At 43.6% G+C, this 11,885-nt stretch carries 9 protein-coding genes and 1 pseudogene; 4 read left to right on the forward strand and 6 right to left on the reverse strand.

The window, feature by feature from the left end; all coding sequences use genetic code 11:
- Positions 1 to 105: 105 nt before the first annotated feature.
- Positions 106 to 285 (reverse strand): hypothetical protein, encoded by a 180-nt coding sequence (locus ACP5N5_RS02940; RefSeq protein ID WP_012607789.1) that lies wholly within the window; start codon positions 283 to 285, stop codon positions 106 to 108.
- Positions 286 to 371: 86 nt separating this feature from the next.
- On the opposite strand from ACP5N5_RS02940, the gene ACP5N5_RS02945 reads away from it, so the two are divergent.
- Positions 372 to 1,772, forward strand: coding sequence for a phosphoglucomutase (locus ACP5N5_RS02945; protein WP_428132713.1), 1,401 nt, complete (start codon positions 372 to 374; stop codon positions 1,770 to 1,772).
- Between the two features lie 13 nt (positions 1,773 to 1,785).
- On the opposite strand, the gene ACP5N5_RS02950 is transcribed toward ACP5N5_RS02945, so the two are convergent.
- Positions 1,786 to 2,562, reverse strand: coding sequence for a hypothetical protein (locus ACP5N5_RS02950; protein ID WP_428132716.1), 777 nt, complete (start codon positions 2,560 to 2,562; stop codon positions 1,786 to 1,788).
- Positions 2,563 to 2,661: 99 nt separating this feature from the next.
- On the opposite strand from ACP5N5_RS02950, the gene ACP5N5_RS02955 reads away from it, so the two are divergent.
- Complete coding sequence (locus tag ACP5N5_RS02955) at positions 2,662 to 4,293, forward strand: hypothetical protein (RefSeq protein WP_428132718.1); 1,632 nt, start codon at positions 2,662 to 2,664, stop codon at positions 4,291 to 4,293.
- Between the two features lie 214 nt (positions 4,294 to 4,507).
- Here ACP5N5_RS02955 and thiC read toward each other — a convergent pair whose 3' ends face one another.
- Both thiC and ACP5N5_RS02965 read right to left on the reverse strand, forming a co-directional pair.
- Positions 4,508 to 5,794 (reverse strand): phosphomethylpyrimidine synthase ThiC, encoded by a 1,287-nt coding sequence (thiC, locus tag ACP5N5_RS02960; RefSeq protein WP_428132724.1) that lies wholly within the window; start codon positions 5,792 to 5,794, stop codon positions 4,508 to 4,510.
- Between the two features lie 7 nt (positions 5,795 to 5,801).
- Complete coding sequence (locus tag ACP5N5_RS02965; RefSeq protein WP_048058742.1) at positions 5,802 to 6,314, reverse strand: hypothetical protein; 513 nt, start codon at positions 6,312 to 6,314, stop codon at positions 5,802 to 5,804.
- Positions 6,315 to 6,618: 304 nt separating this feature from the next.
- Here ACP5N5_RS02965 and ACP5N5_RS02970 point away from each other — a divergent pair, with 304 nt between their 5' ends.
- On the forward strand, positions 6,619 to 7,965 hold the full coding sequence (locus ACP5N5_RS02970; protein WP_042667026.1) for an acetyl ornithine aminotransferase family protein: 1,347 nt from the start codon (positions 6,619 to 6,621) through the stop codon (positions 7,963 to 7,965).
- 10 nt (positions 7,966 to 7,975) lie between these two features.
- Here the strand turns inward: ACP5N5_RS02970 and ACP5N5_RS02975 are convergent, their stop codons facing one another.
- Positions 7,976 to 9,451, reverse strand: a complete 1,476-nt coding sequence (locus ACP5N5_RS02975; RefSeq protein ID WP_276814642.1) for an elongator complex protein 3 — start codon at positions 9,449 to 9,451, stop codon at positions 7,976 to 7,978.
- Between the two features lie 80 nt (positions 9,452 to 9,531).
- On the opposite strand from ACP5N5_RS02975, the gene ACP5N5_RS02980 reads away from it, so the two are divergent.
- Positions 9,532 to 10,734, forward strand: a complete 1,203-nt coding sequence (locus ACP5N5_RS02980; protein WP_276814649.1) for a DUF763 domain-containing protein — start codon at positions 9,532 to 9,534, stop codon at positions 10,732 to 10,734.
- Here ACP5N5_RS02980 and ACP5N5_RS02985 read toward each other — a convergent pair.
- Positions 10,731 to 11,837 (reverse strand): annotated as a pseudogene (locus tag ACP5N5_RS02985) (iron-containing alcohol dehydrogenase); the annotation flags it as partial. The gene ACP5N5_RS02980 and the pseudogene ACP5N5_RS02985 overlap by 4 nt on opposite strands.
- Positions 11,838 to 11,885 lie beyond the last annotated feature (48 nt).

Here is an 11,885-nt window from a genome sequence, read left to right on the forward strand (position 1 = left end):
TATAATACCAGAGGAACAGCATCAAACAATATAAACCAACATCAACAACTATAAAAACCTACTAAGTAGATCCAGGAATAAACCCTATGATCACGTATCAGCTAATCATTGCTTAGCCTGGTTTTTTAACCGTTTATATAGTTCCTCTCTATCTACTTCAGCCAGCTCCTCAAGGCTCATGTTTTCAAGGATGACCCTCGCTATCTCTCTTAGAGATGGATCTAGGTCTTTTAATATATTATCGATTACCTGTTTCTTATCCTTCCCAGGCCTATATATACTCATACCTGGTTCACTACCAATATACCATGTATTAACAGGTTTTTAATGAAGAATAATGAATTAATTCAGTGTAATAGAGGTTGTTGATAATGAGGTTGTTTGGCACAGCTGGTATACGAATGAAGTACCCTGAAGAACTGGATCCCATCCTTGCATATAGGATAGGCCTCAGCCTCGGCAGGCTGGGGTTGTCGGATACCAGCCACTTAGTCTATGATACAAGGACCACTAGCCATGTCCTGGTTCACGCGCTAGTATCAGGGATAACAGCTGGAGGAATAGATGCCAGCATCATTGGACTAGCTCCAACTCCTGTGGCAGGATATGCTGGGTTAAAATATAAGAGTATAGGTATCAGTGTGACAGCCAGTCACAATCCCCCTGAGTATAATGGGTTTAAATTCTATGATGTGGAGGGGTATGAGTTTACACGTGAGCTGGAGAAGAAAATCGAGGAGCTGGTCTCAACACCGTTGAAGCCGGTTGAATGGAACAAGTCCGCCAAATCCAACCATGATCCTCTCCCATTAGACAACTATATTAAAGACCTCGTCGAGTCATCTACCCCGGTTAAAAAAGCCTGGCAACCCAAGGTAGTTATAGACTGCGCTAATGGGGCATCATACCATGTAACACCATTAGTCACCAGATTACTAGGTGGGATACCTATTACCGTAAACTGTAGTCCAGACGGCTTTTTCCCGGGAAGACCTCCTGAACCTAGGAAGGATGTACTTGAAAAACTATTACCACTCTACGGTAGCGTCGAGCCAGCGGCGATTCTAGCGCATGACGGCGATGCGGACCGATTAGCAGTCCTAGATCGCCATGCCGGCTTTATTCGACAGGATAGATTGCTCGCATTGTTCGCGAAAATACTCTTGGAGGAGAGAAGGGGGCTAGTGATAGTTAGCGTGGACACTGGTAGAGTGATTGAGGAGGTTGTTGAGGAAGCCGGCGGCAGACTTGAGAGATACATACTCGGTAAAACCCATGAAAGAGTTAAGGAACTCGGAGCAAACAACGTCATCATGGCTGGAGAGCCATGGAAGTTAATTGATACCTCATGGGGCACATGGGTTGATGGAGTAAGGCAGGCAGCCTTACTTGTTAAATTAATTATTGAAAGAGGCAAGCCCCTCGTAAAGATACTCGAGGAGGAGAAAATACCGGACTACCCGTGGGATAGAAGAAGCTACGTGCTTGACCCGCCCGAGGTCAGGGTAGACGTGTACAGGGAACTGGTGGAGGAGTTGAAGGGCAGGCTTGGAGAGCCATTGAATATAATTAATGTAGATGGCTATAGATTCGAGTACCATGATGGCTCATGGGTACTGATAAGGATCAGTGGTACAGAGCCTAAGATAAGATTATATGCTGAAGCTGAAACCCTTGAAAGACTCAGGGAGATTACGGAAACGGTGGATGAGTTAGTTAAGAAAATAGCATCTCTGAAAAATGCTAGGGTAGCATCTATTATGATTGGCTGAGGCATGAAGAGCTCTATTTCTCTACAAATAATATGATGTCATCGTAGAGCCCACGGGGTAGCACTATTAAATGACTCGTGGTTAATCGTGTAAATATCTTTGAAAGCAAGTATTTCCTATATAGATATGGAAGAGGCCCATGCTTCGAGACCTGATTGATACGTTGCTTCCTATACATGGTTATATCTATTAATGCTAGAACCAGTGAAGCAGCTGGTACACTTATAAATAATGTCTCGATTACTAGTTGGCGAAATACCTCAATATTGATGGGTAGATATAGTGTAGCTAATTCAATACAGCTGGCCACGACTATTCCTGCAGCCAGTATTATGTAAACCCATATGGTTGTGTCAACCAGTAATATTATAAATGCCACCAGTATTTTAACTGGAAAACGCGTGACAGGCTTATATAACCCGTAGTGAAGCATTAACACAACCATGAGTAGGCCTGGTATGATTAAGATAGGGATAAGCCATCCCCTAAGGATGGCAGCAGCATCCTGGCCGTATCCTAGCAAGAGTAGTATGTATAATACTAAGATCGGAAGGTATGAAGCTATAAATAGCTTGATCTCACTGCTGCCTCTAGGCAGTATCCCCCTCCCAGTAATATCTGATGAGAGATGGTATGGGAATAGGAGAGTAAAACTAATAATACCTGGTGTTAACATGGAGAGACTCATGACAATGTACATGGAGTACCTGCCCAACAGTATTACCGAGGCTGTTCCAAGTATTAATGATAAGAGGGATAATGCTACAGTATTCTTAACCCAGTCCTCCATGGTCACCACTCTCAACTAAATTATAATATACCTGGACAGCTCTAATAATATTTATAAAAATAAAATTAATAATGATTCATGAATGCGAGGATGCTGTGCATGCCTGAAAAGCGGAGAAATGACAGACCTCTAATAGTAGGCTTTATAGGCTTTTCCCAGTCAGGCAAAAGCAGTAGGATAAACAATATAATGAAATTAACGGATCATTATATTGCATCCAAGGTATTTACGAGGATATATGAGAAGGGTACACAGCATTCAAGGCACTTCTTGCCATTTACCTCGATTATTAGGGGCAGATCGATAGATACAGTCCTCATTACGATTGACTATACAGGTCATGACCACTCAGCCACATATTTGTTTACTGAAAAAATACTTGAACTACTCAACGAGGACTCATTACATATTATCAGGAGAACGCTTCTAAATGAGATATTGAATATGGCGAGAGAATTAGTGGGCGAGCTGGTGTCTAGTGAGGGAGAGGGAATTAGTAGGGGAACGCTTCTCAGGTTAATCGAGTCGCCTATACCGAGGTATGGGGAATTAAAAGAATACTTTGACCCATACAGTGAAATATGTAAGTCTATTAAAGGAGTTTTCTGCAGGTCTAGTGAAATAGCCTATCTAGTGGAAAGTGTAGTACAAACCATAAGAGATGTTAGAAAGGATAGGGTTTCCTTCACTGATTTAAATAGAATCATATGTACTCTCGAGGCAACTAGTGATTCAAAAGATGTTTGCCTTAATATCGGTAAAGCCGGTAGTGTCGAGATAGTTGTCGACAAGGTTGAAGGTTATTTAAAGAGGTTGATCATTACAGCCCCGCTCCTCACATATCTGCTTATAGGGCTCCTCCTTGAGTCAAACATATTGTTTATACTAGTGCCAGCTAGTATTAGGAGTTACTTGGAACAGTTAAAGACCCTGCTCCTAGTAGAGAATGACCCAGCCGACTACCATTACTTCATGACGAGTTTTAGGACGTTGGCATGGGCTGGGGAGAATATACACAGTATTCTTACTGACACAATACTACATGTTATTCGCGGCGAAAGAGAGGATGTCAGAGATAATGTTCCAGAAATAGTTAAAGCCTGCGTGGATAAGGTGGCTGGTGACGAGGCATCCAGGCTTAACCTACCTGCTGATTCAAAACAGGTACTAGTGAAGGTATCGCCTTTTATAAGTATTAATGCATACAAGGAGTTTCTCAGATGTGTTTCCAATGATTTAGATGGGATAGATGCAGAGTTCCTGGGGGACCGGCTTAACAGTGTGTTAACACGTATAATACTTGAGAAATACCAGGTGGGTCTTCTCGAGAACATTCTAAGGCTTACTGATCACCTCATGGAAATTGGTGTAAAATCCTTGTTGAATACTATAGTAATTGATTACACCTATATGGATAAAACCAGTAAGCTGTTCAGAGAGGTGGTATCAGAGAGTTTATCAGGTAATTTATTCAACCTAGAGAGAGATACACCAGTCCTCTCAGGGATCTACGGTCTCATCAACAATGTGTTTAGGAAAAACAACGCGGAGTTAAAGATATATGCAATACCATCATTCATGAGGGATAGTGAGACAACACCATTAGAATACATGATGCTAGTGTGCCTGCTTGAGGATAAACTAGCCTCCTTCAAGATAATTGATAAAGATACAGGTAAGAGCAGGGAGCTAACATGCCTAGAGTTATTTAGAAAAACAACTATTGTTTAATTCTTTACTGTTTCCCGCCCACGGTTTCCCCTAGCTCCCTCTCCACAGACTGTTATGGGTCTTGGGAACTAAGGATCACTCAATGAATTTATCAGCCCTTAAAAGCTTATAAGCTCTACAGCATTAGCATACCTAACAGCACTGAGAGCTAGAAGGACATTAAAGAACCTACAAAAACCTTAAAACCCTCATACCTGAAACTACATCAATACCCTCACTGTTTTAATGCTGGCTTTTTCAATAACTTATCGAGCAATAGGAAGACACAGTATTGTCCACACATATTGCAACCCCTAGTGGATACTGGGAACTGTGTATAGATCTCTCTGGCCTTCTCAATATCGAAAGCGTATTCAAGTACCTTATCCCATTCCAACCTAGCTCTGAAAACACTTAGCTCAGCATCTCTACGGTAGGCTTTTTTGCCGAGTTTCACTATATCGCCTGCATGTGCAGCGATCCTAGTGGCCACTAATCCCTCCCTGACCTGCTCTATGGTTGGGAGACTTAGATGTTCTGCTGGTGTTAGATAACAGAGGAAGTCTGCTCCATGAGCAGCAGCTATGGCGCCGCCTATGGCGGCGGCTATATGGTCGTAGCCCATAGCTATATCGGTGACCAGTGGTCCTAGGACGTAATAGGGGGCTTTATTAGTTAGTTTCTTCATTAAAGTGATGTTACTAGTGATCTGATCCAGCGTCATGTGTCCGGGTCCCTCGACAATCACTTGTACATCGTGCTCTCTAGCATGTTTCACCTGTCTGGCTATCTCTATCAACTCGGTTACCTGTAACTCATCGTGTTGATCCATTATAGTACCCGGCCTTAGGGAGTCCCCTATACTTATAACAGCATCATACTCCCTGAACAATTCTAATAAGTAGTCCCAGTGTTGCCTAAACGGGTTCTCCTCATTGTTCTCCAACATCCAGACAGCAAGCATTGCCCCACCCCGGCTCACAATCGGCATTATTCGTGTGCTAGCAACTGCTTTCCTAGCTAGTTCAAGGGATAGCGCTGAGTGGATGGTCATGAAGTCAACTCCATCCCTTAACTGTCTCTCAACAATCTCGATAAACCACTCACTCGGGAAGCTCACGCCTCCGTATTTCTTAACGCCTTCAATCCATGCTTGATACGCTGGGACTGTGCCCAGTGGTAGTGGCTCAACCTCTTTTAAGAGAATCCTCCTTATCTCATCTAGGTTGCCCCCAGTGCTTAGATCCATAATGGTGTCGGCACCGTATTTCACGGCTATGTGAGCCTTCTTCTTCTCCATTTCAATATCTACTAGCATGCCGCTTGTCCCAATATTCACGTTCACCTTTGTATATAATCCCTCACCTATCCCAGTAGTTCTTATACTCTCACGTCTAATATTTCTAGTAATAACTATTCTACCAGAAGCTATTCTCTCCCTGATCTTCTCAACAGGAACATCCTCTATCTCGCTGAGCCTCTTCATCTCCTCAGTAGTATTCCCGGATTTAGCAATACCCATAATTGTTTTAGTCACGGTTCTTTCCTCTCATCCTTAAGTAGTTCTGGTACTCCATGCTGAGCCCCTTAAGCTTCTCAAGGATCTCTGGCTTCTCTTTAATCAGCTCGTCGACGAGTGATAAATATCTTGCAATGCGTATAGAGTCAGGGCTTATCTCCTTGAGCTCGCTTGAATTAACCACCACGTAGTGCTTCTTCGATATTTTCTCACCAAGTATGTACTCTGCCTCATTAGCACTTGCATGTAAGGTGAAGCAATGGGGGCTTCCATCTATAGTCACAACCGTAATACTCCTAGGTCTCGAGCTCCTGATAATGCTTGCTAGTTTTCCATAGATGGCGGGCGGCTCTCCCTCGGGACATGCTAGTAATACAATCCTGTTCCTCGATAACTCCTTGAATAACCCGGGATTGACCAGTGGGAGACATGCTGATGCCACTAGTATATCACTGTCTTTAAGCATAGGTGTTTTAACCCAGATGCTCCACAAGCGGTTTATGTATGTGTTTTGGTCGCTCATATCGATCCCTTGACATATTATAGGTATCACCTATTTATTAATTTATTGATAACAATGTTATTAAGAGAACATAGACGCAGCCCAGGCAAGTATTTAAAGGGAATATCAGTGATCAATAGTAAACGGGATGAAGAAGGCTGTACTCTCCGAGTAGTGAGGAATCCTTTGAGTGCGTCTGACCGGTTTCATATGTAGATGACTTTACCCGGTTTCCAATGGAGCTTAACGGTTGAATAGTATTTATAGTCTATGCCATATGTATTTATATGTGTAGATATATATAGGATGTAGAGGTGTTGAATTATTGAAGCCCGAGGTAAGAGTAGAGCCAGGCTCACCAGGCAGTAAGTCTAGATACTGGATAGAGGAACACTTCAAATACGTTGCAACAACAACTCATAGCCCAGAAGAACAACCCCTGGTAATCGAGAGAGGAGAGGGTGTATGGTTATATGATGTAGATGGAAACAAGTACCTTGATTTCTCAAGCGCCATAGGAGTAAACAACCTAGGTTATCCAACACATCCAGAGGTAAAGAAGGCTGTTGTAGAGCAGTTAGAAAAGCTCGCCCATGGAGCCGGCACAGACTTCTTCAACCCATACCAGGTCATGCTGGCTAAGAGACTCGCCGAGCTAGCCCCTGGGGGTATACCTAGGAAGGTGTTCTTCTCGAATAGCGGTACAGAGGCTAATGAAGCTGCTTTAAAGATAGCTAGACAGGCAACTGGAAGAAAGTTCTTCATAGCATTCTTTGGTGGATTCCACGGGCGGACAATGGGATCCCTGGGATTAACGGCTAGTAAAAACATTCACAAGAAACTGGTATTCCCATGGATGCCCGGGGTATTTCATGCACCATACCCTAATCCATATAGGAATCCCTGGCATATCGACGGCTATGAGGAGCCTGCTGAACTAGTCAATAGAGTTATAGAGTTCATAGAGGAATACATACTTGATAAACTCGTACCACCCGATGAGGTTGCTGCAATATTCGTTGAACCCATACAGGGCGAAGGTGGATACGTGGTGCCTCCACCAATGTTCTTCATGGAGTTGAAGAAATTGGCCGATAAGTATGGGATACTGATATCGATTGATGAGGTGCAAATGGGTGTTGGAAGAACCGGTAAAATGTTCGCTATAGAGCATTTTGGAATAACCCCTGACATCATATCAATGGCTAAGGCGTTAAGCGGTGGCGTTGTACCGATAGGTGCCACTATATTCAGGAGCGAGCTCGACTTTAAACAACCCGGGATACATAGCAACACCTACGGTGGTCATGCCCTTGCATCAATAGCAGCATTGAAAACCCTGGAAGTGGTTGAGAGGCTACTTCCACACGTGGGAAGACTCGAATCATTGTTCAGGGATGAGTTAAATGAGTTGAAGCACGAAGTCGAACAAGTAGGGGATGTAAGGGGTATCGGGTTAGCATGGGGTGTTGAAATAGTTAGGGATAAAAGCTCTAAGACTCCTTATCCAGCGCTTAGGAACAAGATCGTATCCAAGACTCTGAGGAATGGACTAGTGCTACTGCCCTGCGGGAAATCCTCGATAAGGCTTATCCCGCCATTAGTGATAAGCGAGGAGGAAGCTAAAACAGGGTTAGAGATATTCAAGAAGTCTGTGAAGGAGTCGCTGTAGTCTAATGTTTTTACTTAAGATATTTGAACATGTATGGGCTTTCCGGTGGGTGGAAATACCCTAGTCTCCTATAGTACTCCCTGGCGCCGACACCGCTTATCACGAGTATTTTCTTAACCCCATATTTATTCAGGGCGATATCCTCAGCTTTCTCAACTAATTTCCTACCCCACCCTACGTGTTGGAACCATACACCTTTCTCTCCTACAGGTGTTTCAGGGCCATAGATATGTAGTTCTCTTATAATAGCAGTATCTCTGTCTATCTCCCATCTATGGGCTTTCTCGCTTGGCACGCGCATTCTTAGGAAGCCTATTAATATATTTGAAGCCGTGTCCTCCACGGCTAGGAATTCCTCGATACCCCCACCGGCCTCATATGTCAGCCTGGTTATATTGGTTCTACTGGGATCAGGGGTTTTACCGTATTTATACATTTGGAGCCCGGCCTCTCTAAACCTTATCTCCTGTATTTCTATGCCTTTCTCAATAGCACTCTTTTCGATCATCTCTCTTAGATTAGCGTATCTTGTTCCAGCAGCCACTTCATCTGCTGGGATATCCCTGCGTATTCTCATTACTCTAACGTACTTAGGTATGTAACGGTACATTTCGCTGACTAATTCTATAACGTCTTCATCGCTGTATGGTTTATATTTTCCCTCTTTCCACCAAGTGTAGAGGGTTGTTCCCTCTATTACCTCGGTGGGGTAGATCTTCAGCATATCCGGTCTAAAATCGGGATTGGTGAATAGTTCTTTAACCATTTCTAGATCCCGGTCAGGATTGCTACCTGGTAGACCGAGCATTATGTGGTAGCATATTTTGAAGCCGGCATCTCTAAGTATTCGTGTTGACTCTATTGTATCCTTTACACTATGCCCTCTCCTCACTATTTCTAATACATCATCATATATTGATTGAACACCTAGCTCGACCTTTGTAGCCCCATAGTGCAGCATTTCATCTGCATGTCTTTCTCTTCCATAATCAGGCCTTGTCTCTATTGTTAATCCTACAACTCTATACCTGCTGGTCTCGTTTCTTAGGATAGCTGACTCTAGGTCGACTCTTAAAGGTGGGCTTCCATAGGGATAGGTATTACATGCCTCATATATGTTTGCGATAAACCATTTCTTATAGGATTCCGGGAGGGCTAGGAAGGTGCCCCCCATGATTATTACCTCTAACTTACTTGGATTATGGCCGAGTGCCTCGTACTGCCTCAACCTCTCGTATACCTGTTTAAACGGGTGGAACTGGTTTCTCCTAGCCCTTCTCACTGCTGGTTCATTCCCAAAATAGCTTTTCGGGGCATTATATCCCAGTCCACCTGGGCAATAAACGCATTCGCCTGGGCAGGGTAGGGGATGCGTCATAACAGCTACAACTGTTATACCGCTCAGCATTCTAGATGGCTTTCTAACCTGTATATTCAGCATTGCAGGCATCAACTCCGGCTTTAATGGATGAGGGTGTGAAACCATTTGACGTTGCTACCCTAGATTAATAATCATGGTTTAAAGGATGGTTTATATCTATTTAATAATGGGGATAAGTGGGTAGGATGTCAAGCGGCTTTGCTGAGCTACCCCTGCATGATGGACATGTGCCATTGTTTCTGCTTGAGAGAATGAAGAAGCTCGGTGGATTAATAGCTAGATATATTGTTGAATACTATGGCCCGAGGGAATTATTAACCCGTCTCTCAGACCCATTATGGTTCCAGGCATTCAACAATGTCATCGGTATGGATTGGGATAGCAGTGGATCAACCACAATTGTTTTATATGTGTTGAAAAACATGTTCCCACCAAGTATGTTTAGAGATAACGAGATAGCTGTCTTGGGCGGTAAGGGACGTGATTCACGCAATGTGGTCGAAGAAGCATGGTTAGTGGGAGATGTAGTTGACTACAATACCGTTGTTGACACCAGTAGAATGGCTGCCAAAATAGATGGGGTGGCCCTTCAAGATGGCTACAGTCTCTATATTCATGGCTTGGTCATTGATTCCAGGGGAGGAATACTCGTTATACAGCAGGGCTTAAATGAGGAGTTAGGGATAGCTAGACGCTACCATATCTTCACCAGTAGCCACCCGTTAACGACCAACAGAGACCCGCATTCCGGTGTAGCGTCAGTGAAGATGGAGCCCTCACTCAACCTCGTTGATGCAGACAGCCTAAATGCACGGAGAGCGATTGTTGAGATAGTTGCATCAACCCCGGTTAATTCTCTGCTTCAAAATATTGGGGAAGTTAACCGTCTCCTCCGGGGCGAACACTCTATTCTTTCATGGAGTAGTAGTGGATCTATTACTAGGAAAACAGGAAACCGGAATTTAATCAAGGAGTGTCCCAGATACTATCGCCCAGTATCTAATATTAGGTTAATGGAGAAAATAGCTGAGGAGATAAAGGAGCGGGGTTTAAGGGAGTTTGATGAATTACTACGTATACAGGGTGTTGGTGCTGAGACCATAAGGGCTCTAGCACTGGTGGCTGACCTTATATATGGCTACAGGCCATCGCTTAGGGATCCCACAACGAGTATCATGGATCCATTTATATATGCATATGCCCATGGAGGTAAAGACGGTGTACCATACCCTATTAAGGTAGAGCATATTGATAAAACAATAGATTTCTTCATCAAACTGCTGAGCGATTTAAAAACGGGGAATAAGGAGAGGGAATATATGCTGAAGAAATTGGCATCGTTTGCAGGCAAGATAAAACTACGGTATCTAGATGCCTCAGGAGATTAGAGGGATTTCTCAATTATATCTCTTAAGACATCGCTACTGGGTTTAAATGGTATAGACGTATACCGCGTGTTGATCATTCTCACGGCGAACTCTATTGCTTTCTCAACATCCCTCCTATCTATTCCATAATCACTTAACCTCTTATCGAGGCCTACTGATGACTGGAAGTCTCTGACGGCTTTATATGCCTTCTCGGCATCCTCACTCACCGGTTTAATTCCCGGATCCAATGGTTTTAATAGTTGAGCTGAGACCTCAGGGACAGCTTTATGCGTGTAGTATACGACCATGGGTCCCAGTATGGCGAGACCTGCCCCATGGGGTAGCTCCGGGTGTAATCCACTGAAAGCGTGTTCAAGAGCGTGGTTTAAATGAGTCATTGATTGATCGATAGCTATGCCGGCTATCATCGATGCATATAGTAGTTTGGTCCTGTACTCTATGTTATCTAGGTCTCCAAGTATTTTAGGCAGGGTTTCCGCGATTATCTCTATAGCCTCCTTGGAGAGAGTTATTGATAGTAAGTTGGAGAATGCTGATGTAGCTGCCTCATATGAATGATAGAATGCATCCAGGCTTGTATATATTGTTTGATCCTTACTGAGGGTCCTGCTGTAAAGCGGGTCGTCGAAACTTACATCCGGGTATCTCACGGCTACCCCTCTTTTCTCAATGGTTCCATCGATTGTTAATACGGCGTATCTATCTATCTCGCTGCCTGTTCCATGGGTGAGGTTCACGGCTATCAGTGGTAAGCGCGTGACATTCGATGACAGGGATGGATTTGTCAGGATTTCTACAGCCTTAAAGCCTGTAGTGGCAATTATCGAGGCGAATTTAGCAGTATCTATTACGCTGCCCCCACCTATAGCTATTACCAAGTCAACCCTGTTCTCGGCAGCTATTCTACCAGCTTCGTCAGCCATACTTGTATAAGGATTCGCTTTGACCCCATCATAAATGAAATACTCTATGTTCTCTCTCTTCAAGGCTTCAACCACTGTGTCGAGTGCTCCTGAAACCTTTGCTGCATTTTTACTGGTGATGAGTAATGCCTTTCTATGGTTTTTCACGTTTTCTCCGAGTTTCTCACGGAGAACACCGCTACCAAAGAATAAGCATGCATCATTATATCTGAATCAATAAGTTTG

Source organism: Desulfurococcus sp. (assembly GCF_049970475.1).
Lineage (GTDB): Archaea > Thermoproteota > Thermoprotei_A > Sulfolobales > Desulfurococcaceae > Desulfurococcus > Desulfurococcus amylolyticus.

Bases quoted from the DNA above. Each gene is read 5' to 3' on its own strand.
- ACP5N5_RS02940 (WP_012607789.1), bottom strand. From the start codon at position 285: ATGAGTATATATAGGCCTGGGAAGGATAAGAAACAGGTAATCGATAAT.
- ACP5N5_RS02945 (WP_428132713.1), top strand. From the start codon at position 372: ATGAGGTTGTTTGGCACAGCTGGTATACGAATGAAGTACCCTGAAGAA.
- ACP5N5_RS02950 (WP_428132716.1), bottom strand. From the start codon at position 2,562: ATGGAGGACTGGGTTAAGAATACTGTAGCATTATCCCTCTTATCATTA.
- ACP5N5_RS02955 (WP_428132718.1), top strand. From the start codon at position 2,662: ATGCCTGAAAAGCGGAGAAATGACAGACCTCTAATAGTAGGCTTTATA.
- thiC (WP_428132724.1), bottom strand. From the start codon at position 5,794: ATGGGTATTGCTAAATCCGGGAATACTACTGAGGAGATGAAGAGGCTC.
- ACP5N5_RS02965 (WP_048058742.1), bottom strand. From the start codon at position 6,314: ATGAGCGACCAAAACACATACATAAACCGCTTGTGGAGCATCTGGGTT.
- ACP5N5_RS02975 (WP_276814642.1), bottom strand. From the start codon at position 9,451: ATGGTTTCACACCCTCATCCATTAAAGCCGGAGTTGATGCCTGCAATG.
- ACP5N5_RS02980 (WP_276814649.1), top strand. From the start codon at position 9,532: ATGTCAAGCGGCTTTGCTGAGCTACCCCTGCATGATGGACATGTGCCA.